The organism is Candidatus Latescibacter sp. IFSED24, assembly GCF_058273205.1.
In genome coordinates, this window is record NZ_CM177850.1 from 2,763,800 (window position 1) to 2,787,979 (window position 24,180).

A 24,180-nucleotide genomic window follows, 5' to 3' on the forward strand; every position below is an offset into this window, starting at 1 on the left:
AACGAAAGCTGAGCATGTCTTGTGCGGTTTCGCCTCGATCATTTCTCGCCACGGACAGGACATCGACCGGGAAGCGCTGCATGCCATGGGCGCCACGCTGGTGCATCGTGGCCCCGACGGCGAGGGTGAATACGTCGCTGACGGCGTCGGCTTCATCCATCGCCGCCTGGCCATCATCGACGTCGAGGGAGGCCGGCAGCCCATGGCCGCGGACGGCGTGGTGCTCGCCTACAACGGGGAGATCTACAACTACCTCGAGCTTCGCCAGCAGCTCTGCGAGCACGGTTACGAGTTCCGCACCAGGAGCGACACCGAGGTCCTGCTGGGCTCCTATCTCACCCACGGCCTCGATTGCCTCCTGGAACTCAACGGGATGTTCGCCTTCGTCCTCCACGATACGAACCGCCGCCGGGTGGTGGCCGCGCGCGATCATTTCGGGATCAAGCCGCTCTACTACTGCGCCACCCCGGAGCACATCCTCTTCGCCTCGGAGATCAAGGCGCTGCTCGCCCACCCCGCCGTGGCGGCCAGGGTCGATCAGGACGCGTTGCAGGACTATCTGACCTTCCAGTACGTCCTGGGTGAACGCACCCTCTTCGCCGGCATCCGCAAGCTGGGCGCGGGCGAGTATCTGGAGATCGATCTGGAGGCGAACGAGTTCAGGACGGCGCGATACTGGGAACCGTCCTTCAAGGTCGACGAACATCACACGGAGAGCTATTTCGAGGACCGCCTGAGCTGGCTCCTCGAGGATACGGTCAAGCAGCAGCTGCGCAGCGACGTCCCCCTGGGCACCTACCTGAGCGGCGGCATGGACTCGAGCCTGGTCACCACCCTGGCCGCGCGACATTACCCGCAGACGCTGCAGTGCTTCACCGGCGCCTTTCGCGAGGGGCCGGAGTTCGACGAGAGCGCCTACGCCCGGGAAGTCAGCGACAAGTCCGGCGCCGAGCTCCACCTGGTGCATCCCACGCAGGATGAGTTCATCGAGCTGCTGCCGGAGCTCATCTACCACATGGACGAGCCGGCGGCTGGCCCCGGACTCTTTCCCCAGTACATCGTCTCGCGGCTGGCCGCGGAGCACGTGACGGTCTGCCTCGGCGGCCAGGGCGGCGACGAGATCTTCGGCGGCTACGCACGCTACGTCATCGCTTACCTCGAGCAGGCCCTCAAGGGGGCGCTCTTCGAGACCAACGAAGAGGGCGAGCACATCGTCTCGCTGGCGTCGATCCTGCCCAACCTGCCATACATCGAACGTTACGTGCCCATGCTCCAGCATTTCTGGCGCGAGGACCTGTTCGGGGACATGGACCGCCGGTACTTCCGGCTGATCGACCGCAGCGGTGGCGCCCTGGAGCTGTACAGCGCCGACTTCCAGGCTGCATTCGACAGTGAGGCGGTCTTCGCCCGGTTCCAGACCGTCTTCAACCACCCCGACACGCGCTCCTACTACAACAAGATGACCCATTACGACATGCTCACCGGGCTGCCCTCGCTGCTGCACGTGGAGGACCGCGTGAGCATGGCCCATTCGCTGGAATCGCGGGTCCCCCTGCTCGACCGCCGCATCGCCGAGACCGTGGCCAGCATGCCGCCGGGCATGAAGTTCAAGGGCGGCGAGATGAAGCACATCCTCAAGCGGGCGGCCCGGGACGTGCTGCCGCCGAGCATCGTTGCGCGCAAGGACAAGATGGGCTTTCCTGTGCCGCTGCACCTGTGGGCCCGGGACCGGGCCCATGGCTTCTTCCGGGACGTGTTGCTGTCCCGGGCGTGCCGGGAGCGCGGCCTCTTCGACATGGCTGCGGTCGAGAGACTCCTGGATCAGGAGAGCCCCTACGGCCGCCGGCTCTGGGGCCTGCTGAACATCGAACTGTGGCATCGACGCTTCATCGACGCCGCCTAGGGGGAAGACAGCCATGCCGCTCGCGTTCCAGGACGGGCAGGTCGCCAGCTGGCAGGTGCGCAAGATCGCGCTCCTCGGTCCCGGTATCGTGGGCATGCCCATGGCGGCCCTGCTGGCGGCCGCCAAGCCGCGGATCGGTCAGGAGTCCCCTGCGCAGGTGCTGGTCATCCAGCGCGACTCCCCCACCTCGGGCTGGAAGGTGGCGGCGATCAACGAGGGCCGCTCGGTCATCGGCGGCGTGGAGCCCGGCCTCGACGACGTGGTGCGCCAGGCCGTCGCCGACGGCGTGCTTTCGGCCACCCACGACGTGAACGAGGCGGCCGACGCCGACGTCGTCCTGGTCTGCATCCAGACCGACAAGGATGGCGATGGCCCAGATTATGGGCCGCTCTTCGCCGGCCTCGACGGCCTGGCCCGTGCCTTCCGGAAGCGTCCCGAGGGCAACGTCCCGCTCGTGGTCATCGATTCGACCCTGGCGCCATCGAGCATGACCACGGTGGTCAAGGAACGTTTCGAGCGGGAGGGCCTGGTGGAGGGCCGCGACGTGCTGCTGGCCAACAGCCCCAACCGGGTGATGCCCGGACGGCTCGTCCAGCGGATCCGCGAATCCGACAAGCTGGTGGCCGGCCTGCAGCCGGCGACGCCGGGCCTGGTGGCCGAACTGTACGGGCACATCGTCACCGGCGGCGCGCTGCTCCAGACCAACAGCATGACCGCCGAGGTGGTCAAGACGCTGGAGAACGCCTACCGCGACGTGCGCATCGCCTTCGCCGCCGAGGTGATGCGGTACTGCGAGGCTCAGGACATCGACTTCTTCGCCCTCCGCGATCAGGTCAACGAGACCATCGGGCAGGCCGACGACGCCAGCGGGGATGCCGTGACCGTGCCCACGGGCGGCGTGCTAGTGCCGACCATCGGCGTCGGCGGGCACTGCCTGCCCAAGGATGGCATTCTGCTCTGGTGGCGCTGCCGGGACCTCGACCTGCCCGTGGCCGACAGCCTGATCCTCGGCGCCCGGGAGATCAACGATGCCGCGCCGGCCTTCGCGGCGGATCGGCTCACGGCGGCGTTCGGTCCGGTCTCCGGCAAGCGGGTGGCCCTGCTCGGCGTGGCCTACCGGGGCGATAGCGAGGACACGCGGAACTCGCCGACCCTGACGCTGGCGACGGTCCTGCGGCAACGCGGCGCCGAGATCGTCCTGCACGACCCCTACGTCCGGCCAGGTGACCAGAATCTCCTCCGCAGCGGCCTGGACGACGCCTTCACCAGCGACCGTGACGACGCGCTCGCCGACGCCGACCTGCTGATTCTCTGTGCGCCCCACCGGGTCTACCGCGACGAGATCGCGGACATCACGACCCAGGCTCCCAGGGCGGCTGGACTGTTCGATGGGTGCAACCTGATCCCGCCGGCCATGGCTCAGGAGCTATCCCTCCCCTACACCGGGCTGGGCCGTGGTCACCGGAAACCGGAGCCGGAACTCGGCGACGAGGTGGCCCGCGCCTTCCGATTGGTGGAACGGGGAGCCGCTGGCGAGGTCCGAGCGCTGGTCCAGGCCCTGAACGAGGTCCACGCCGCCACCGCGTTCGAGCGCGTGGCCTTCACCGAGGTCCAGCGGCTGGCCGCCACCTGCACCACCGGCTGCGTGGTCGCCGACCCTGATGCTGTGACCCCGGCGTGGCCTGCCGCCGGCGACCGGCTCACCTCGCAACTCGCCACACGGGCTCGGCGTTGGCTCGCCAGCCGCTAGGCGCCGTCCGGCTCCTGGCCGGTGGCGAACCACCGCAGGAGCCGCGCGGCGATGGCCTCGCCGGCGTGGCCGTCACCGTACGGCTGTGGCGGGATTGTGGTGGGCGGTTTCATCTCCAGGCTGGCGACCACGCGCGCCGTGTCCGCGCCGGCCAAAACGTTCCAGCCGCAGGTCACGGTCTCGGTCCACTCGGTCTCCTCGCGCAGCGTGGTGCAGGGCGTGCCCAGGTAGAGCGCTTCCTTCTGCAGGCCGCCGGAGTCGGTGAACACCCGGCGGGCGTGGCGCGCCAGGACCATGGTGTCGAGGTATGGCAGGGGCTCGGTCACGTGCAGATTGGGAACGGCGAGCAGGTGCTCGAGGCCGTGCTGCCGCAGGGCCACCCTGGTCCGAGGGTGGATGGGGAACACTACCGGCAACCCGAGATCGGCCATGGCGGACATGATGCCGGCCAGGCTAGTGGGATCGTCGGTATTGGCGGCCCGGTGCAAGGTGAGCAGCGCGAATTCTCCGGGTGCGAAGTCGAATCGCGCCAGGATGGCCGGCTGGTCGTCGAGCCGCGGCAGGACGCCTCGCAGCACGTCGAACATGGTATCCCCCACGAAGTCCACCGGACCCAATCCCTCGCGCAGGAGGTTCTCGCCCGCCGTGGCGCTGGCGGTCAGCCAGAGGGCGGACAGGCGGTCGGTGACCACCCGGGCGATCTCCTCGGGCATGTCTGGAACGAACGAGCGCATGCCCGCCTCCACATGGGCCAGTGGGATCCCGGCGTAGCTCGCGGCCAGGGCGGCCGCGATGGTGGAGGTGGTGTCGCCGAAGACCAGGACCAGATCGGGGCGGCACTCGTCCATGGTCCGGGCGAGCGCCGGCAGCATGTCGCCGAGCTGGCGGACCGGCCCGGGCGAGGCGATCCCGAGATGCACGTCGGGCTCGGGGAGCTGGAACTCGGCGAAGAAGGCCGCCGACATGGTGGCGTCGTAATGCTGTCCGGTGTGCAGCACCAGTTCGCGCAGGCCGGCGGCGCGGAGGGCCCTGCTCACGGGGCCGAGCTTGACGAACTGGGGACGGGCGCCGACGATGGAGAGGATCAGGGGGGTGGTCTTGGACACGGGGAGCGACTCCTGGCCAAATCTGCGAATCCCTGGGAACCGGCGCGACCGAAGATCGGCGGGTTCCTCAATGACGACCTTCCGGGGCCGAGGTCAGCCGACATGATACACCCTGAGGACGGCCTGGCACGGTTTTCTCCACCACGAGGAGACCGAACGTGACGAGAGCCCGCGTGGTGAACTGGATCGTGGGCCCGCTCCTGGCCTTGCTTTTCCTCTGGCTCGGCTTCCGCGACACCGATCTCGACACGCTCGTGGCCCAGATCCGTCGGGCCAGCATTCCCCTGCTCCTGTTGTTCATGGCCTCGGGAGTGCTGCACCTGTACGTGCGATCGGTGCGCTGGCGACGGTTGCTGCGGCCGGTGGCGCCGACGGTGCCCCTGGGCGAGCTGTTCTCCGCCACGGCCATCGGCTACATGATGAGTCTGTTGCCCGGGCGGGTGGGCGAGATCGTCAGACCTGCCCTGGTGAGCCGGCGGAACCGGATCCCGCTGGGAGCCGTGCTGGCCACGGTGGGCGCCGAGCGCGCGGTGCTGGACCTGCTGACGGTGCTGTGCTTCGGGGCGCTGGGACTGGCGCTCCCCGAGGCGTGGACCGGCCTGGACCGCCTGCCAGGCGCCGAGACGCCGGATTGGCTGGCGCGCTTCCGGATCCTGGGACTGGCGGCGCTCTGTCTCGGCCTCATGGCCCTCGTGGCATTGCACCTGCTGGGGCGCTGGCGGGTGGAGGTCGGTTCCTGGCTCACCGGCCGCGAAGCCCGATCCACCCACGGGCTCTCCGCCAAGCTGCTGCACGGCTTGGCGGCTCTCCTGCCCGGTTTGTCGGCGCTCGGCACCTGGCGCGGGCTGGCCGTCGTCTTCGCCGAGAGCGTGCTGGTCTGGACCGTGATCGCCGCCGGCATGCACCTCGGCATCGTGGCCTGCGGGGTCGACCTGCCAGTGGCTGGAATGCTGGTGATGCTGCCGATTCTCATGGTGGGTTTCAGCATCCCCACGCCGGGGGGCGCCGGCACCTTCCACTACGCCATGAAGGTGGGGTTGATGAGCATCTTCGGCGTCGAGGAATCCACGGCCCTGGTCGCCGGTCTGGTGGTCCACGCCCTCGACTGGCTTCCCCTGGCTGCCGCCGGCGCGGTGAGCGTCATGCGCGGCGGCCTCCGCTTCAAGCCGCGCGGGAATGCTTGCCCCCAGGATCACGGCGGTTTAGGTTGGCAGCAGCGCCTGGATCCATGATCGCGCTGTGGGAGGATCATCCATGACCAACACCACCCGTTCCGAGGACACCATGGACCGTCCCCTCGTGTCGGTGCTGATCCCTGCCTACAACGAATCCGACCTGCTCGGCACCAACCTGCGGCAGATCTACGAGCATCTGTGCGACCTCGCCCCCCGCTATCGCTGCGAGATCCTGGTGGTGGACGACGGCAGCAGCGACGACACCGCCACCATCGCCGAGCGGTTCGCCGCCGATCACACCGGCGTCCGCGTGATCCGCCACCCGGTCAACCTCGGCCTAGGCCAGGCGCTGCGCACGGGATTCAAGCAGGCGGCCGGCGACTACATCGTGACCCTGGACTGCGACCTCAGCTACGACACCGGGCACATCGAGCGGCTGGTGGAGACCCTGGCCGCAACCCGGGCCGAGGTGGCGGTGGCCTCGCCCTACATGAAGGGCGGCCAGGTCACCGGCGTGCCCCCGCTGCGCGCCTTCCTCAGCCGGGCAGCCAACTGGTTCCTGGTCTTCTTCGCGCCCCAGGCCGGGGTCCACACCCTGACCGGCATGGTCCGCGCCTACGACGGCCGCTTCCTGCGCGCCCTCAACCTGCGCGCGCTCAGCGTGGACATCAACACCGAGATCCTCTACAAGACCCTGCTGTTGCGGGGCCGGATCGTGGAGATCCCCGCCCACCTCAACTGGACCCTGCAGAACCAGTCCACCATCCGGCGCATCTCGAGCTTCCGGGTGTTCAAGGGCATCGTCACCTACGTGCTGGCCGGCTTCGTCTTCCGCCCCTTCATGTTCTTCGTGCTGCCGGGTTTCCTGCTCTCCGCCCTGGCGCTCTACGTGGCGATCTGGACCGGGATCAACGTGATCGAAGTCTACCAGACCACGCCCCCGGGACCATATTTCGACGACCAGATCTCGACGGCGCTGGCCCAGGTGTTCCACGACCGTCCCCACGCCTTCTTCGTGGGCGGCATCACCGCGCTGATCGCCTTGCAGCTGATCAGCCTCGGTTTCGTCTCCTACCAGGCCAAGCGGAACTACGAGGAGGTCTTCCACCTCTGCTCGGCGATCCGCGAGCGAGTGGGCCCCCCCACCATCCCGCCGAGCAGCGTCCAGGCCTGCGGGGAGGATAGGATTCCGCTCGAGGTCGGCGATCACGACGGCGGTCCTCCAGCGTGACGCACCACGAGGCATCGGCCGCAGGGGACGGCTCGTCACGTCGCGTGGCTGTCATCGGAGGCGGCATCCTCGGCCTGACCCTTGGCCTGCGCCTGGCTGAACGGGGCCATCGGCCCACGGTCTTCGAGGCAGCCCCGTCCTTCGGCGGCCTGGCGGGATCGGCGCGTCTGGGCCCGTATAGCTGGGACCGCTTCTACCACGTCATCCTCATGTCCGACCTCCGCCTGCGCGCCCTGCTGGCCGAGCTGGACCTGAGCGACCAGCTCCGCTGGCAGACCACCCGGACCGGCTTCTACGTGGATGAGCGTCTGGTCTCGCTGTCGACGCCGCTGGACTTCCTGCGCTTCCCCCCCATCAACCTGCTGGACAAGGCCCGGCTGGCCACCACCATCCTCTACGCCTCGCGCTTGCGTGACTGGCGAGCCCTCGAGGAGCAGACCGCCCTCGACTGGCTGGGCCGCTGGTCGGGGCGCCGGGTGGTGGAGCGGCTCTGGCAACCGCTGCTGCGCGCCAAGCTCGGTGAGAACCACACCCGTGCCAGCGCCGCCTTCATCTGGGCGATCATCGCCCGGATGTACGCGGCGCGGCGGGCGGGGATGAAGCAGGAGCAGTTCGGGTATGTGGAGGGCGGATACGGCACCGTGCTGGAACGCCTGGCGACGCGCTGTCGGGACCACGGCGTGAGCCTCCGGACAGGCGCGCCGGTCTCCAGGGTGGATGCCCGGGAGACTGCGACCGGCGTCACTCTCCACCTCGGCCAGGATCCTGGCGTCGAGGACTTCGATGCGGCCGTGTTCACGCTCCCCTGCAATCTGATCCCGGACATCTGCCCCGACCTTTCTGAAGCCGAGCGGACCCGTCTCGCGGCCGTGACCTACCAGGGTATCTGCTGCGCCTCGGTGCTGCTGCGCAAGCCGCTGACCGATTACTACATCACCAATATCGCCGATGCGGACCTGCCGTTCACCGCGGTCATCGAGATGACCGCCCTGGTGGACCGCGCCGCATTCGGCGGGCACTCACTGGTCTACTTGCCTCGCTACCTGGCCCAGGACGATCCGTTCTGGCAGCGCTCCGACGACGAAGTGCGCGATCTTTTTGAGCCCGCGTTGCGCCGGCTGCACCCAGACCTGGCGGCCGATGACGTCGTCGATTTCCAGGTTTCACGGGCACGGTCGGTGCTGGCACTGTCGACCTTGCGCTATTCCCGCGAGCTCATGCCGCCTGTCGAGACCTCGCTTCCGGGCGTGTTCGTGGTGAACTCGGCGCAGATCCCCAACGGGACCTTGAACGTGAATGAGACGCTGGGCGTGGTCGAGCAGGCGCTGCCGACTCTCCTGGAACGTATGCCCCTCTTCCCAGGAGCCGCCGCCTGATGCCCTCCGTGAACGACAACCGCCCCCTGGCCAGCGTGTCGCTGGATCTGGACAATCTGTGGTCCTACCTGAAAGTCCACGGCGACCCCGAGTGGGAGAAACGCCCGACCTACCTGCCGGTGTTCGTGCCCCTGGTCCTGGACGTGCTCGCCGAGCTGGATCTGCGGATCACCTTCTTCGTGGTCGGCGCCGATGCCGAGGACCAGCGCAACGTGCCCTACCTGGAGCGGATCGTCGCGGCGGGGCACGAGATCGGCAACCACTCGCACGAGCACGAATCGTGGCTGCACCTCTACACGCCCGAGCAGATCGATTGCGAACTGGACCAGGCCGAGGCCGCCATCGGGGCGATCACCGGCCGGCGACCGCGAGCGTTCCGGGGACCGGGATTCTCCTGGAGTCCCGAGTTGCTGAGCGCGCTGGCCGAGCGGGACTATCTGCTCGACGCCTCGACGCTGCCCACCTGGATCGGACCGCTGGCGCGGTGGTACTACTTCCGGACCGCGAAGATCGATGCCGAGGAGCGGCGGCGTCGGGCCGGGCTGTTCGGGTCGTTCGCCGACGTGAAGCGGCCGTTGCAGCCGTACCGGTGGACCGGACTTCCCGGGAGCCGGACGCTGCTGGAGATCCCGGTGTCGACGATTCCGCTGGTGCGGACCCCGTTCCACCTGAGCTACCTGCTCTACCTCAGCCGGATCAGCGAGACGCTGATGATGAGCTACCTGCGGTTCGGGTTGCAGCTCTGCCGGACCACCGGAACGCCGCCGTCCTACCTGCTACACCCGCTGGATCTGCTTGCGGGTGAAGACGCCCCGGAGCTGGGATTCTTTCCGGGAATGGACGTGCCTGCGGCCCGGAAGCGGGCAGTGTTCAAGCGGGTGCTCGGGGAGATCGCGCGGGGGTTCCGGGTGGTGACCATGGAGGGGCAGGCGGAGTCGCTCGCTGGTCGCGAGATCCGTCAGGTTCCGGTACGGGCGTCAGTGGCCGCTCCCGGCGGCCTCTAGCTTCAGCACTTCCTGCGCCACCGCGCGGCCCACCACCTCGTGGGCATAGACCGTCCAGTGCATGTTGCGGCGTGGATAGAGCGGCTGCTCGTGCTCCCTGGCGAAGACGTCGCGCAGGTCGAGCACGTCGAAGCCCAGGTCCGTGGCGATCTTGCGGGCGCGGGCCTGCGGGCGGTCGAGGTCGTGGAGGGTGGTGTCGGCGTAGTCGAGCCCCCGCGGGATGTAGGGCAGGTTCTCGCGCGGCTCGACCTGGATCGAGGCGGGGATCAGGAGCATGAGGACCTGGGCGCCGTGCTGCTGGCAGACGTCACGGATCCGGGCGAGCTTCTGGCGGACGAGATCGAGGCGGGGGTCGTCGTCAGGAAGATTGTCGACGCTGAACTGGGCGACCTGGCCCCAGAAGCGACCGATGCCGCGCGGGGAGCCGCAGGCGATCTCCCGGTAGGGGCGGGCGACCCAGTAGGCGAACCAGTCGCGCAGATGGTGCGGGCGCCGGTAGGAACGCAGCCCGTCCTGGGGGGTGCTCGCGAAGCCGATCCCCTCCCGGAATCCTGCCAAGGACACCTCGACATCGCTGAAATCGTTGACGAAGAAGCCGACCACCACGAGGTCGGGCGAGAAGCGGGGCACGAATTTCTCGGCCAGCAGGGCATAGTGCTGGGGGCCGTAGCCGGTGACCCCGAAATTGAGCACCTCGAAGCGCGTGGCCCCCGGGGACGCCTCGTTGAGGTCCGCCTCCAGGATCCGCGGCCAGGCCTGGTCCGTGTCCACGCCCTCGGCGCTGGTGAAGGCATCGCCCAGGGTGAGGATCCGCACCGTGCCGTCGACCTTGGTCTCGGGATAGCCGGGCGCCGGGAAACCGAGATCGTTCGTCTGCACGCGGTAGTCGTAGCCCTGCCAGCGCAGGCGGACGTCGCCGGCGGTGATCATGCGATAACCGAGATCCTCGTCGGGCTGCAAGCTGCGCCGCTCGCCCCAGCCCAGGACCTCCTGGGGATCGAGCTGGCGCACGAGATACTCGCTGCCGAACACCAGGACCACCAGCGCCACGGCGGCCAACACGCCCGTGCGAGCGAGGCCGAACCAGCGCCCGCCCGTCCAGGCCTTGACGACCAGCTGCTGCCCCCAGTCGGCAAACCTTTCCAGCAGGAGCGCCACCGGCACCGTGAGCCCCACGGCGAGGATGAGCGGGAGCCAGTGGAACTCGTGCCGCGGCATGAAGAGCATGATCAGGGGATGGTGCACGAGGAAGATCGCGTAGGAGTGTCGGCCGCACCAGGCCAGCGGGACGTCTGCGGTGGTCAGGTTGCCCGCGCGGCGGGACGGCGAGATGATGAGGAACAGCCAGAAGAGGGTCAGGCCGGTCAGGAACGTGGAGAAGGCATTTCCAAGCAGGTAGAACGACGCCAGGTTCGCCCCGGCGTAGACCACGAGCAACGGCACGACCAGGGGCCAGGACAGCCAGCGCTTGACCCGGTCCGCGTGGCATAAAAACAGCTCGGCGGCGACCATACCGAGGACGAACTCGGGGAGCCGCGTGACGAAGGCGATGCCGCGGAGCCAGGGGTCGAGCCAGCCTGCGAGGGCATAGATGCCCCAGAGCCGGCTCGCGAAGCCGACGGCCAAAGCAAGCACGAGCAGCCGCGCGGCGCCCCAGCGGCGCTGGATCAGCCAGAGCAAGGGGAACACGGCGTAGAGCTGGAGGATTAGACCGATGAACCACCAGGCGGGAACGATGGCATAGAAGCTGGCCGGCGTGAGGCGTAATCCGAGCACGCTCAGCACGGCGCGGGAATCGATGGAGATGATCTCCCAGCCCAGCATGAAGGCCGGCACCGCGAGCAGGAGATGGGCGGCCCACCAGGTGGGATAGAGACGGAGCAGGCGGCGGCGATAGAACCAGCCCAACAGGGCGCGGCCAGGCTGGGCGTCCCGCTGCAGCAGACTCCAGGCGAGGCCGAAACCGCTGGCGATGAGAAAGAGCTGCACGCCCTGATCGCCAAGCCAGCCGACATAGCGAACGAGGTTCGCCAGCAGGCCTCCCAGGTCGGTGATCGGCAATGGGGCCGCCTGGGCGAATCGTTCCGAAACCTCCGGCCAGAACCGGGTCGGATTGGCGAAGTAGGCCCCCCCCCAGATACGTTCGGCAAGGTGGTTCCAGAAGATCCAGAGGATCGCGAGACCCTTGAGCGTGTCGAGCCAGGCGACGTGGGCTCTCACCGGGGGCTGGGTATCACTGGTCATGCTGGGCGGCTCCGTCGGTGAGGGGCTGAGTATCGATCCGCTTGTAGACGTAGCGGGGAGCGCGCCGGCCGAAACGACAGGGGAGTTCGGCCAGCGCCGCGAAACGGGGTCCGATGATCTCGTGGTGGACGTAATATTCGCCGAGCCAGGAGAGGATGCGGTCGCTGTGCAGGGGCTGTCCGGTGATCAGGAATGCGGGCGGATCCACCCGCCAGACGGGTTCCAGAACATCGCGGATGAACGGGAACTCCTGGGCCTGGTAGCCGGGAGTGCGGACCCGGTCCTCGAGGGCGACCCAGTTCGCCCGGGACGTCGTGGGCGCAGGGAACGGGAGATCGCCGAGGCCGGGGGCGAACACTGGGCCTCCCAGTCCCTTCACATAGTCGACGAAATCTGCGTAGGCTTCGTCAGAGCCTCGATCCGGCAGCCATTCCCGGACATCGCTGGCCATCATGACGAACGAGACGAGGAGTGCGCATGTGGCCAGCACATGGCGCCAGGAATGGCCGGGAACGGCGAAATGTGGGCCCAGAGTTCTCACCATCACGATCAGCAGCCAGGCCCCGGTCGGGATGAAGACGTTGTCGCTGGAGCCACGGTCGAGGGCCCCCATCAGGCCGGTGCCGACGATGAAGGGAAGCAGGTAGAGGAAACCGTCCTCGGAGAGCCTTCTGTAGCGTAGGGCCTCGAACCACGCGAAGATGGCGACCAGCGCCGGGATGGCCCACCAGTCACCAACATAGCTCAGGTAACGCAGAACTCCCTCGATGTTCCAGTCCGACCATCTCATCGGAACATGGAACGTACTCTCGTGGAAGTCGGGGCCGAAGATCAACGGTCCGGCAAGGTAGAGGACTGGACCGAGGACCGTCAGGACAACGAAGGCCGGCACAGCCTGCCGCCGATCACGCCAGGCCATGAGAGCCGCAGCGCCGATCGCGACGATGGCGCCGTGCTGCTTGAACCAGAAGGCGGCGGCGAGCAGCAAGGCCGTTTCGACATCACGGCGGGTCCTGCTCCCGCCTTTGTCCTTGCCGAGTGTTCGGGCAGCGAACAGCAGGCAGAGGACCAGGAGCGAATCACCATGGCCCTTGGTGAGATAGAGATCGAAGGACCTGCTGGCGACGATGGGGAGGGCGACGATGAAGAGGGCCCATCGCCAGTCGCCGAAAGCGCGTCGTCCCTCGACAAAGAAGAGGAGCAGGATTCCTGCGGTAGCCAGAATGGTGGGGAGACGCAGGGCGACGACTGTCTGGCCCAGAGATGCCACGAATGGTAAAACTGCTAAATAGTATCCTGGATTGTATGCAAGAGCGACGAAATCAGCCGTGGGTTGAGCATAAATGTAATTACCAGTGGCCAGGCGAGAGGCGTGCTGGAGGACAGTGAATTCCATGCATTCGAGTTGTAGTGGGAAAATAAGATGATGATATGCGATGTAACTGAAGCCCGCGAGGGCCAGCAGGCCCGCAAGAGGCGCAAGGTATGGTGCTTTGCTCCAGACGGGTGTTATTCTCCGGTGCAGTAAAAACCAGATGACAAGGTAAATCGCAGCGACCGTCGCAGCAGCGGAAATACGTGTTTCCAGCAGGAACATGGAGAATCTGCTCCCTGATTGGAGAACTTGATTCTTGCGGTGGTAATGGGATCACCAACTGAAATGATTCAAGCTGGATTCTACTCGAAATTGAGGGTGGAGATCAAGGATGGTTAAGTAACTTAGCCGATCAACAGGAGAGCCCCAAAGAATATGGCACCTGATGTTGGACGACTTTCACATGTTGATCTTAGTCTTTCACCAAATATACTGAAAACCACGATTAACTAGAGCTTTTTGTGCCGTTCCCGTACTTTGAATACAGGAGGTATCAGCATGAAGAAGGTCAAGTTCACTGAGGAGAATATTGCCTTCGCCATTAGGCAGCCGAACGCCGGCACCAAGGTCCGGAGATCTACTGTGAGTTGGTCAAAAGACAGCTGACGTTCTATTGATGGTGGAAGAAATTCAACGGCCTCAGTGTCGCCGACATGTAGTAGCTAACATTTAATCTGCCAGACAACCAGTACGAACAGGGAACCTGTCCGATCAAATGTTAGCTACTATTTTTTCAATCCAAAACAGGTTGCAGTTTTCTGTCAAGACTTCAAAATTTTAACACTCAAACCTGTCGCAGGCAGCGGGGAGATATCGTGCGGAGACACCAAACGTCCCTTATCCTTCTCTAGTCCAGATTCCCTATGAAATCCTTACTGCCTTCCCAACCAATAATCCTGGCAGGAACACCAGCCCAGACAGATAAATCAGGCGCATTCTTTGACATTACAGCATTTGCCCCTATGACACACTCGTCTCCAATTTTTATGGGACCAATAACCTTGGCTCCAGGAGCAATGTAAACACGGTCTCCGATGCATGGCACACCCCATTCCCCGCCTCGACGTGCGATCCCAATCGTTACTCCTTGCGAAATATTACAGTTATCTCCCAGCACACATCCTGACCCAACAAATATTTGCCCAAAATGGCCAATATACAATCCATGGCCTATTGTGGCATCTGGAGAAAGGCTAATTCCCGTAGTTATCTCTATCAGCTTATTCCAGGCAAAATAAATAAACTTTAGGAAGTGCCATAGTATCGGCGGAAACGGTCGTCGATTCAAAGAATTGCCAAACCTGTAGCAGGCCAGTGCCCAGAGTCCTTGGTTTTCAATTAGAAGTCGTACTGTTGACGTTCTTGCCCCAAGCATTCGATATCTTGCGATGTCAGCGCAAAAACTCATAGTAAAATTCTCTCCTACAACGCGGGAGTGGATTTCAACACATTGTCCTATCATAACTATACGACAGGTAGCGCACCCAGCAGATATCAGCCGCAGCTTGACATCTTAACTCTTTAGATCACACAATATATGATAAGCTACCTAGTAAGCAAGACATCGCCTCAAATTACAATTTGAACTGCCCCAGGATTGCCGGAAACTCCACCGAATGAGAGGATGCCGTTATTAGCAAGCAAACTAGGTGTTCGCCGAGGTGCGTGAGAGGGCCGTGCTGATGGTTCTCGAGCACCAGCCAGAGTACGCATCGAAGTGGCAGGCGTTGGTCTCGATCTCAAACAAGATCGGCTGCAAACCGGAGACGCTCCGTCGGAGGGTGCTTCAGACCGAGATCGACAGCGACCGGCCCTGCGTACTGACCATCGATGAGCGGGCGAGGATCAAGGATCTCGAGTGTGAGAATCGTGAGCTACGGCGCACCAACGAGATCCTCCGCAAGGCGTCGGCATATTTTGCCCAGACGGAACTCTACCGCAAACGGAAGTGACGGTCGCGTTCGTCGACGAACAGCGCGAAGAATACGGTGTCGAGCCGTTCTCCGACATGCTCCCGATCGCCCCGTCGACCTACTACGAGCAGAAAGCGCGCGAGTGGGATCCGAGCCGCATGCCACCTCGGCTTCAGCGCGACGCCGTGAGGCGCGGCGAGATACGACGTGTCTGGAAAGCCAATTTCGAGGTCTACAGCGCGCGAAAAACCTGGTGCCAGTTGCGCCGCGAGGACGTTTTGGTCGCGCGATGCACTATCGAGCCCCCTCATGCGCGTCATGGGTCGGCAAGGCGCGATCCGCGGCAAGCGCTGTGGAGCGACGATAACCAACGACGGGGCCGATCGCACTGCCGACCTCGTCGATCGCGATTTCACAGCCGCTCGACAGAATCATCTAGGGTTCGCCGATCTTACCTACGTCGCGACGTGGCGAGTCATCTTGTACGTCGCGTTTGTTATCGACGTATTCTCTCGGTTGTTTGTCGACTGGCAGGCCTCGACCTGCTTGCGCAGCGACCTAGCGCTCGACGCGCTGGAGCAGGCGATCTACGCCAGCCCCGACCTCGACGGCCTGGTCCACCACAACGACCGTGGCTTGCAGTATCTCTCGATCCGATACACAGAGCGTCTGTCGGAGGCCAGCATCGAGCCATCAGTCGGCGGCGACGGCCACTCATGCGACAATGACATGGCCGAGTCGGTGATCGTTCTCTTCAAGACGGAAGTGATCAGGAAGCAGTGGCCTTAGCGTCACCGCGAGCACGTCGTATTCGCGAGCCCGACTGGGTCGACTGGTTCAACAACCGGCGGTTACTCGAGCCGTTCTTCAACATCCAACCACGAAAGTTTGCGGAGGCGTGCTATACTCGCTATGAAGTCGCGGCCGGTAAGGTTGCAATAACATGTAACTGTCTCCAGGATACCCGGGGTGGCTCTATGTTAACCCAATAGATATCAACTGGATGGGCTTGGCTTTTTCATCAATGTTTGATTATCACTAGAAATCGACAGCATTAAGCAGATGGCAAATGTCTTTCTGACCTTCTTCGCTTCAAGAGCCCAAATTTTCCTCTTCTTCCAAAGGGAACAGACGAAGCTCAAGCCTAATAATATCAATGTCCCTAATCGCACTTGTATCGAGAACCCTGCATCGTGTATTGATCCAATGCTCGAGGGTATCCCGCCCGAGATCAATTCCAAGAGGTTTACCACCCCCGCGAAGGAGAAGCCAAAATCGTTGAGCTGGTTGCATATTCGCAAAAGTTGAATCTAACTCAGAAATCGATCCAATACGTTGTTTCACTATATGGTTAGTCGTGTATGTAAATGGTCTTGGAATTGGTTGGATGTCGAAAGACGTTTGTCCAATTACGTTGTATGGCAAACAACTCTGGGCAGGAAATCCATAAATGGGCTCACCGGAGGGAACATTATCTTGCAAGTATGCAATGACATCTTTGGCAAAGCTGGAATGATCACTTGCGATATTAATTACCAGTGACATAGAAAACATCGCAATCACTATAACTATATACAGTATTCTCATTAAACCAAAATTGGAACACAATATTATTATAGAGAAAGCAACAATCGCAGGCGGCACCAACGCAGCGAGATGCCTTGCCTGAATGAGTTCATAGCGAATAAATAAAGCTGCAACAGCAAATAACATAAGCGAAAGAAGTGTTGTATGTATAATGCCCTTTTGAGCCTCACGCAACTTCGAGTAAATAAACGCCCCGTAAACTATAACCGCAAGCGTTACAAGGTTAAATAGAATATCCCGCGCATCAGTCAAAACATCAGTAATATTCATATGCCGCGGCAAAGGAACAAGAGCAGCGCGCAGTGAATAGAATAAGTTTCTGAGTGAATCATCGATCGGCTTAAATGACGAGGCCAACGCCCGATGCTCCACAATATTACGAATCACAATTGTAACAGCAGGCAAGTAGAGAATTGCCACAATAGCCATCATGATCATAAAGCTCCTAGTCGCACGTCGCTGCCTCTTAATAAAAACCATGTACAAGAACAATGCGCAAATAAGAAAAATGAAATAGTATTGCGTATAGAGACCTGCAACCACAATCAAGGTGAATATCACATAGGCGATCAACCTTGGCTTTTTACTGCCGTAGCAGACCTGAAATAACAATAACAAGGACGCGGATTCCAGCATCAATAGAGCGTAGCAACGAGCAATTGTAGCCGCCCAAAATATAAACGGATGAAATGCAATAAAGGATACCACCAAGAAACTTTTAGCTTGATCCAGTACTATGGACATTAACCTTGCAATAACTAATAGCATTATAGCTGTGCACAAAGCAGAGAAATTTCTTGCCACCAGTAATGAATCACCGAGGAGATTACGCCAAAGACTCAATATTGCGAAGTATAATGGTGGCTGCATTTCAAATTCAACGGATTGCTTGACCGCAAAATTAAAACCATAACCGGTTGTATTGAGCGTGAAGGGTTCATCGACAGACGGTGAAAGGTAACTACTAAAATATACAGCAAGTGCTATATGGACTATAATAAATAAAAATACCACACCGAAGTAATTCACTCGAACACTTATAAGCCCTTTACGAAAACCACAGGAAATTGATGAGGCTGCTTTATTAATGCAATTACATAGTTGCATTAACACATCATCCCATAATTATAGTCAGTGTACCTTTGTACTTTATTAAATATTTGATTATTTCTTGTTCTGCTCAACAATGAACTATTCCATTCTTCTAGCGACAAAAGGAATCACAGTCTCTCACCTACTTCACCTTGGCTTACCATAACTTATCTTGTACTATTGCGCCTCTAATGAAGTTTTGATCCCATATTATTTCATTTGCCTACGACTATCTATAATGTAAAGTCGCACAACTGCCATTAATGATCTACAATAACTTTGCATCGGCGAGCATAAAACGTCGACAGGCCACGTAAGCAGTACATCTCAGCGCGAAAAACCTAGGGGAAACATTCTAGCATGCATACGTGCCCAGCGATTTGGCCATTCATAGACATAATATACCACAAACTTGACCTGTTTGGGAATGGTCACCTACCAGAATATTTCGATCTTGGCTATCCCATTCGCTTACAGCCTTATAAGGCAAAGCGCCCGCTAACCATCCAACACTTAAACCATCACTCAATCTAATCTTCACCCTGCCGTGGCTATCATCCAGCAATCCTGTGATGGACCATCAACGCTAAGAACGCAAAGTGACGCACAATCGTCACGCTGTCTTCTATTTCTAAACATTTGCTTTTGTTCACATCCCATCACCTCTTGACACAATGCGAGACCATAGCACAAGAGACAGTCCTCCTCCGACTATATATCGATGCAACCCAGGGAGGCCCAACGTTTTCTTTTCAGATCTAATATGATCAAGATCTGCAATGAGTACAGAACGGTCATATTGTTTATGACTCTCTATCAGACGCAACACAGTCTCGCCTAGTTAAACCTTGTTGCTTAGTAAAATGTAATTCATTTCCCACCTACTTAACTGCAAACTTGAAAAATTTCTAATTTAGCAGAGCCAATATTATCTTATAACTTCTGTCCTTCTGTATTAGTAATAATTTCGCGATCTATACACAGACGCAAGTAGCGTGTTCTTACTATTTTTGCTGAGACTATATTTATCAAAGACACAGTTAGTCCCACGGAAAACCACCAGTAGATTTCATACATATCCATACCAAATAATCCAAGAACTAACCTTACAAAAACAAATCCAGACACAGCCTTTGTGGCTGCGATTAGAAATACGTTGTCGGACAAGTATTTGCGAATCGCCAGCCTGACAGGTGCGCTCAGGTAAGAACATGCAAGGTAAGGCCTAAATTCACGCACTCTGCTTGCTAGAAATCGATGCACCATGTAATTTCCTCGCAGGAGGAAAAATATAAATACCAAAAATACCACTAATCCCTGGACACCCAAATTCGTTGCAACCTCCAAGTAGAGGTTGTGAGTATCCTGCTTCAAGCCAAAATACTTCTCACGAATTGCTGGAAATGAAGCCACTCCAACACCTGCTGGATGATCTAAGAAAATTTGCCATGCATCTTTGACAATCTGAATTCGTGCAGCCTTCGAGTTGCCCTCAGCTTCTTCACCTGAAATACTCATAAACCTTTGGCGATATTGGTCGGGCAAAACGGGGTATGCTACAACCATTATAGCAAAACAGAGGAATAGAAAGCGAATTTTCCGTCGCGATAAAAGCCACCAATAAAAAAGGAAAGCGATAATAGCAACGTATGATGTTCTGGAGCCAGAAAATACGACACAAATGAGCGAGGTACTGAATACTACCATAAAACCCAAACGAATAATTTTTGAACTTATTACCGGAAATAAAAAAATAACGAATGGGATTACTCCCATGGCAAGTCCAGCAAGACTATTTGGGTGCGCATACATCCGTACTGAACCATGTAATCGCATGACTCCTTGGTTTTGCCAATAGAGACCTCCAGATATTAACCCCTGGACAGACTCCTGCGTGACATAAAAGCACGCAAACAAGAACGCCAGCAAAAACCATAAAATAGTTCTAGGACTTTGGCAAAAAACAGCGATGAAGCAAGCCATCATGACGAATTTCACGACACCGCGCTCGAAGAAGGCAAAATTTGCCGCCACTGGATCAATAGCAAATGGAACCTGACTTGCCATAACAAGTAATAGCATACCCGCGCTAATAATAATTGAACGGGATTGTTTGAAATCTATATGCCGTTTCGCCAACAAGGCAGAGCTGACAATTAACAATATACAGCCTAAAACAAACTCGAAGCGTATTGCAGCAAATATATCTCTTCTACCACCCCAATTCATATACCAAGCAATCACAAACAATAGGAACAGGCCCATGAAAATAACCGGTTGTTCAGCGTAACTATTAACTTTACCAACCAGCGAAATAGCATGATTATCTCTGGAATCAAATTTCGACGCAGTCCAAGAGGCTGGCGCTACACCTCTGGCATCAGCCATCTTGCATACCTCCAAAAAAGTGCAAATAAACTCTCAAGATCTAGCCCCTCCACCCATCAAGCAGGTACTGATAATATTCATTTAGCCGACACCCGATCTGGTCCCAGTCATAAACCTTTTCTGCACGCATACGCGCACTTTGCCCGATTTCATAAGAATGCCTTATGTCTTCAGCCAAAAATGACATTTTGGAGACGAATTCGCTGGGTTCGTCAGCAAAAAGAATATCTCGCCCTGGTTCGCATTCGATCCCCTCAGCACCAATCTTTGTTGAAATCACACAAATCCCCATTGCCATTGCAGTCAAAATCTTTAATCTGCTTCCACCGCCCACTCTCAAAGGAACCAGCAGTGCTAAAGCCTTGCCCAACAAATCTCTTTCGTCTTCCACAAATCCAACTACATCAACAAGATCATCTTGCTCGCCCCATTGTTGAATGTACGGGTCAGGATTGCGTCCAACGATCTTTAGGGGCACACCCAATCGCCGGGCCTCGGGCCAAATCTGCTCGCGAAAATAGACGGAAGCATCATAATTGGCTGTGGCTTCCTTGCACTGCGCTCCAATAATTATAAAGTAATTTTCTCTCTCAGCTCGCGGATAGTAATAATTCACATCGACACCATTATCAATTACTCTCGCGGGGGTATTGACACCAATGTTATTGAAAAAATACTGGCGATCAAGATCCGTACATACGATGTATCCCGGAACAGCTAGAAGAGCCTTTTTTTCATAAGTTCGAGTTTTAAAGTACTGCAGCCAGGCAAATAGACGACGACCAAAGCTCACCTCGTGCCTAGCTCTTCGATAAAATAACAATGATTCAACGTTGTGGTTGGTTGGAACAGCCAGCACCCCAGGAAGTTGCTTGGTATAAATATAGAATTCAGTCTTATCTAAGTGCAGCAAGTCGATTGTAAATCTGTTATTGATATCATGAATCAATCTTATACATTCTTCAGAATAGTAACGTCGCACTCTGTATGGGTCCCGTTCGAATATGTTTCGAAAGAGCAACCAAGCCGAAAACAGTGCACTCCGCTCGGAGGGAATCTCCAGTATGTGAACTTCTTTGCAAAAATCCCTTAAATGACCTATCGCATCTTCTTTCTTTCTTTCAGTATCCAAAAATATTCTATGGTTGAAGCATATAAGAAAGACCTGATTTCTCTTCCGGGCCAATTGTTTGACGATATTGTATGTCCGGATCTTGATCCCCGTATTTGGAGGATACGGCACGATGTCTGCTAAAACCAAAATGTTCATCAGTCTTTCCAATCTCAGTCCAAGGTCTCAAGGATTGCGCATTAGCTTCATTCGGCGCAAAATTGCCCGGCCGACTACCTGGCCAGACAACATTGGATTGTATTTCAATAGATTCTTCAAGAAGTATAGATAGTTACATCTACTAAAATCCGAATAATAGCTTCGCATCCTTGAATCAAGTTCCTCATCCATTGGCAACCGGCCTGTCTTCAATCTGTTACACAGAGTAGTAAATTCAGCCAAATACACCTCGGATTCATCATCCATCATCGCTTCAGGGAAGCAGTCAGATAATATTTTTACTGGCTGAAGGTCCCATTTGTTCGCCCCATCGGCCCCAAGTTCCATCTTTAAAACCGCGGAACGCTTAGACCTATCGTCCAACAAGTCGAAAATAAAGTTCCCCAATGAATAGACAATTAATGATCCACCATATTCTTCTATGCCTTGCACGACGTGAGGATGATGTCCCAAGATTACTCTTACACCCAAATCACAAATGCGGTGAGCTAGGTTTTGCTGTGAGATCGATGGCTCCTCCATGAACTCATAACCCCAATGTAAAGAGACTATCACAACCCCTTCTGTAGAATTCACAATCCCTGCAATTCGATCAATCAGTTCATCTGCGTTGTTAACAAGAGAGTAAGGGGCTTTGGACCTTGGGCGGTATTGCTCCGGTCGCAACGAAAACCCGATGAAAACTAGGTCGCCAATTGGTGACGGAACTCGAACTGGGATATCACCTTTGGGCCCACGATGGCCAACGATGTCAAGTCCAGCGGCTCTTAATCGATTAATTGTATCCTGGTATGCCAGCTGCCCGTGTTGGAAGATGTGGTTATTGGCCACATTCACTATATCCCAACCACACTCGGACAAAAAAGCTGCAGCTGAAGGGTGACCTCGCATCTCACAACTTGCGAGCGAAAATGATCTATAATTCGCATGAGAAAGTACCGTCTCTACGTTGGCAAAAGCATGGTCGCAAGTCCCAATTAGTTGCCGGATGCGGCGGGATAGCACCATCCGGTTCATCCGCGCAAATGATGAACCAGCTCCCCACCCCAGTGTAAATGTCGAATCACCGAGAAAAACGTCACCCACGGCCGACAGTTTGGTCGAAATCACATTGCACTCCATTAACTAGTGGGGACACAACAATCGCACTCACAACTTCCCGTAGCAAATACATCGACAATGTTAACAATAACTTTAATAAATCGCATTTTTTTGATCGAAACATTTTTCTCACAGGCCTCAATTAATTACTCAACATGAAAAAATATAACAGATCCCAGCCCTTCACCTTATCCCTATCTTCTCCAACGAGCCAAAAACGACTTGAACACTGCGCCCCTACCAAAACTGATGCAACGCCGCATTCGAGTTAGAGCTAGTGTTTCTTCATAAGCTCCCGAACTACGAGTTCTGATCTGAGCGGACAAGGGCTCGGCGCTTCGGCCTGGTTCGCCAAACTGCCATGAACTGATAGTCGAGAACGATCACCCGCTGCAATCTCGTCTTCATCGACCATCCGTCAATCTCCTGTGAGTACAAGTCCATCCCAGAAACCAAGTAGACAAATCCGGCCTAGGTCAAGACAAACGTAATTCTGGTCACCCGGACAGCCCTTAGCTGAACAACCTCCAAAACTTGTCACAAGACTATTGTGGTCTACATGTTCGGCTTATCCCCAACATACAGCAGATTCTTGAAGCTGTAGGTCGCCCTGATCTTGGCCTGCCTCATCACCCGGGCCACGCGCCGCCGCCCGCAGGCCTCGCCGTCTCCCCGCAGGCTATTTTAGATCCGCGGACTGCACAATAGGTCACCGCCAATAATTCAACTCTCAAAATAAGCATAGGGAAAATTTTCCGATCTTGAGATCAACAGATACAGCAGAAAGCTAATCTCGTCTTGTTCCGAACTCTGAGCATCCAGCGCCTCAACCGGCCTTAATGTCTAGTCACGAGTAGGTAAAGGTGCTCAAACTCTGCAAGTTCATTGTAAACCAACACTAAAGAAAGATGGCCATGAGCCAAAGCCATCGCCAAGCACACGGGACTCAATCGCCAAACGGTGCGGAAGCGCCCCAGCGACGGCCTAGACGGCCCTGCCATATATCACCAACCCTACGCCATACTTGTCTACAAGATTTCAAAAACTTAATCTCTCGGGGCCTCTAGAAGTATCCCCGCTTGCAAGCCACACGGCTGCCAAGGGAGACCCTCAAGATCGGCTGCCCCAGTAGCTACCCGACCGTCAAGAGCTTCTGAGCTCCAATCTACACGACTCCATCAGTCTGCTAGGAACATCGATTTTAGACTTCTCCAGGCGGCTGACCCAGGTCGGCTTCGCTTGCTATTTGCGCTATACAACTCGGCCTTGAGCCACTGGATCACGTTATTCTGGGAAGCGATCTCGTCATCGGTGGCATTGTTTAGCGCGACCATGCATATCCAGATGTAGGGCGTGTCGGGAGTGATGCCTAGACGATCGACAAATTACTTGGCGGGTTGTCAGTCTCAATGACTTTGCGGACAGCCTCGTCCCTGAACTTCTGCGTATACCGCGAGCCGCTCACCCACTCCTCATTTGGCTATTGTTTAACCTAGAAAGTTTCTACGGAATCAAAAAATCCAATTCCCGTCCCACCTTGAACGACGTAAAACAATTAATTGGGTAAATCTGAATTCTATGAGACCCTCTCCTTGACCATGAACCCGATTAGCGCAAGGAAGCAAAAATCCGAGTTACAGATTG

At 57.9% G+C, this 24,180-nt stretch carries 14 protein-coding genes, 1 pseudogene and 1 other annotated feature; of the genes and pseudogenes, 7 read left to right on the forward strand and 8 right to left on the reverse strand.

Annotation, left to right across the window (positions count from 1 at the left end; genetic code table 11):
• Positions 1–19 precede the first annotated feature (19 nt).
• Complete coding sequence (asnB, locus tag IFSED24_RS11220) at positions 20–1,903, forward strand: asparagine synthase (glutamine-hydrolyzing) (RefSeq protein WP_491331552.1); 1,884 nt, start codon at positions 20–22, stop codon at positions 1,901–1,903.
• Positions 1,904–1,916: 13 nt separating this feature from the next.
• Positions 1,917–3,653, forward strand: coding sequence for a nucleotide sugar dehydrogenase (locus IFSED24_RS11225; RefSeq protein ID WP_491331553.1), 1,737 nt, complete (start codon positions 1,917–1,919; stop codon positions 3,651–3,653).
• Here IFSED24_RS11225 and wecB read toward each other — a convergent pair.
• On the reverse strand, positions 3,650–4,759 hold the full coding sequence (gene wecB / locus IFSED24_RS11230) for a non-hydrolyzing UDP-N-acetylglucosamine 2-epimerase (RefSeq protein WP_491331554.1): 1,110 nt from the start codon (positions 4,757–4,759) through the stop codon (positions 3,650–3,652). The genes IFSED24_RS11225 and wecB overlap by 4 nt on opposite strands.
• A gap of 158 nt (positions 4,760–4,917) precedes the next feature.
• Between wecB and IFSED24_RS11235 the strand changes: the two genes are divergently transcribed.
• Genes IFSED24_RS11235 through IFSED24_RS11250 form a run of 4 tightly spaced genes read left to right on the forward strand, consistent with a single transcriptional unit; the run spans position 4,918 to position 9,545 of the window.
• Positions 4,918–5,991 carry a lysylphosphatidylglycerol synthase transmembrane domain-containing protein gene (locus tag IFSED24_RS11235; RefSeq protein WP_491331555.1) on the forward strand — a complete coding sequence of 358 codons (1,074 nt, stop codon included), beginning with the start codon at positions 4,918–4,920 and terminating at the stop codon, positions 5,989–5,991.
• Positions 5,992–6,013: 22 nt separating this feature from the next.
• Entirely contained in the window at positions 6,014–7,165 is a 1,152-nt protein-coding gene (locus tag IFSED24_RS11240; RefSeq protein WP_491331556.1) for a glycosyltransferase family 2 protein, read from the forward strand.
• A 44-nt stretch (positions 7,166–7,209) separates the two neighbouring features.
• On the forward strand, positions 7,210–8,541 hold the full coding sequence (locus tag IFSED24_RS11245) for an NAD(P)/FAD-dependent oxidoreductase (RefSeq protein ID WP_491331557.1): 1,332 nt from the start codon (positions 7,210–7,212) through the stop codon (positions 8,539–8,541).
• On the forward strand, positions 8,541–9,545 hold the full coding sequence (locus IFSED24_RS11250) for a polysaccharide deacetylase family protein (protein WP_491331558.1): 1,005 nt from the start codon (positions 8,541–8,543) through the stop codon (positions 9,543–9,545). Before IFSED24_RS11245 ends, IFSED24_RS11250 begins: the two co-directional genes overlap by 1 nt.
• Here the strand turns inward: IFSED24_RS11250 and IFSED24_RS11255 are convergent.
• From IFSED24_RS11255 to IFSED24_RS11265, 3 genes are all read right to left on the reverse strand, one after another.
• The gene (locus tag IFSED24_RS11255) at positions 9,519–11,789 is read right to left on the reverse strand and encodes an acyltransferase family protein (RefSeq protein WP_491331559.1); all 2,271 of its coding nucleotides are present in this window, start codon (positions 11,787–11,789) and stop codon (positions 9,519–9,521) included. The genes IFSED24_RS11250 and IFSED24_RS11255 overlap by 27 nt on opposite strands.
• Positions 11,779–13,386: a hypothetical protein gene (locus tag IFSED24_RS11260; RefSeq protein ID WP_491331560.1), complete on the reverse strand. Its 1,608-nt coding sequence runs from the start codon at positions 13,384–13,386 to the stop codon at positions 11,779–11,781. Before IFSED24_RS11260 ends, IFSED24_RS11255 begins: the two co-directional genes overlap by 11 nt.
• 625 nt (positions 13,387–14,011) lie before the next feature.
• Positions 14,012–14,626, reverse strand: coding sequence for a serine O-acetyltransferase (locus IFSED24_RS11265; RefSeq protein WP_491331561.1), 615 nt, complete (start codon positions 14,624–14,626; stop codon positions 14,012–14,014).
• Positions 14,627–14,846: 220 nt separating this feature from the next.
• Here IFSED24_RS11265 and IFSED24_RS11270 point away from each other — a divergent pair.
• Positions 14,847–16,069, forward strand: a pseudogene (locus tag IFSED24_RS11270) (IS3 family transposase).
• Positions 15,074–15,190 (forward strand) — a sequence feature (AL1L pseudoknot). It overlaps the preceding pseudogene by 117 nt.
• A 100-nt stretch (positions 16,070–16,169) precedes the next feature.
• Here the strand turns inward: IFSED24_RS11270 and IFSED24_RS11275 are convergent.
• The 4 genes from IFSED24_RS11275 to IFSED24_RS11290 form a co-directional block, all read right to left on the reverse strand.
• Entirely contained in the window at positions 16,170–17,771 is a 1,602-nt protein-coding gene (locus IFSED24_RS11275) for a glycosyltransferase family 39 protein (protein ID WP_491331562.1), read from the reverse strand.
• Positions 17,772–18,689: 918 nt separating this feature from the next.
• Complete coding sequence (locus tag IFSED24_RS11280) at positions 18,690–20,144, reverse strand: O-antigen ligase family protein (protein ID WP_491331563.1); 1,455 nt, start codon at positions 20,142–20,144, stop codon at positions 18,690–18,692.
• Positions 20,145–20,184: 40 nt separating this feature from the next.
• On the reverse strand, positions 20,185–21,414 hold the full coding sequence (locus IFSED24_RS11285) for a glycosyltransferase family 4 protein (protein ID WP_491331564.1): 1,230 nt from the start codon (positions 21,412–21,414) through the stop codon (positions 20,185–20,187).
• A 27-nt stretch (positions 21,415–21,441) separates the two neighbouring features.
• The gene (locus IFSED24_RS11290) at positions 21,442–22,557 is read right to left on the reverse strand and encodes a CapA family protein (RefSeq protein WP_491331565.1); all 1,116 of its coding nucleotides are present in this window, start codon (positions 22,555–22,557) and stop codon (positions 21,442–21,444) included.
• Positions 22,558–24,180 lie beyond the last annotated feature (1,623 nt).